The organism is Citrobacter sp. Ce119 (genome assembly GCF_030334525.1).
GTDB classification, from domain to species: Bacteria; Pseudomonadota; Gammaproteobacteria; order Enterobacterales; family Enterobacteriaceae; genus Citrobacter; species Citrobacter europaeus.
Map to the genome: position 1 here is coordinate 1 of NZ_JAOWDR010000001.1, position 763 is coordinate 763.

The window sequence follows — 763 nt, forward strand, 5'->3', positions numbered from 1 at the left end:
TGGTGCTACTGCTGTCACTATATGCAGCACCGTCCGGTGCCTGAGACGGCGCGTTTTGCAGAACACCCGCAGCAGTGGGGCCATATTCACTGGCCGGAAGCGCTTGACGTTGAATCACGGACGGCACCGTAAGCGACTGGAAAAATAAATATAACGGTGAGGATGCGCTTTCATTAACGCTTAATGTAAAAGGATAAATGAATATTATGACTAAAAAGCCAGACAATAAAGTAAAGCGTCGCGCATCACTTTCCGCCTCTGACAATAAAAAAAAGAAACAGCATACAGCAAACGTTGAAACGCAACGCCCCAAAAAACCTTTTTATCGCCGTTCCGTACTGATCCCGCAGGCGGAAAGATGGCAGGAGGATCTGCCGGTTCAGTGGCTGGAGCAGGATGTTGAACCCAATGCTATCTGGCTGAATGAAAAGAATGATATCTGGCTGGAAATTCCCCGCTATGAGAATCAGATATCATGGGGCTGCGGCGATATTTTTGCTTTTTTTTCAGTGCCATTTATACTTTTTTTTCTAATTTGCCCTTTTATTTCCGGGATGGATATAATCACTTTTTTAATATCATTTATTGGATTTGTTTTTTTTCTCTCTTTTTTTAAACTTTTGATCAGAATGACCTATCACACGCCCCGCGGTACGCCCGTGCGGCTAAACCGTAAGCGACAAAAAGTCTATATTTACGAACATCACCGCAGCAGCTGGAATCCGTGGATAGACTGGCCGGTGGAGGTCCGGGTGTTTAACTG

General features: G+C 45.1%; 1 protein-coding gene. It reads left to right on the forward strand.

The features are described from left to right. Positions 1-197: 197 nt before the first annotated feature. A partial coding sequence (locus OGV80_RS00005; protein ID WP_353654542.1) for a DUF6708 domain-containing protein occupies positions 198-763 on the forward strand: 566 nt, incomplete at its 3' end.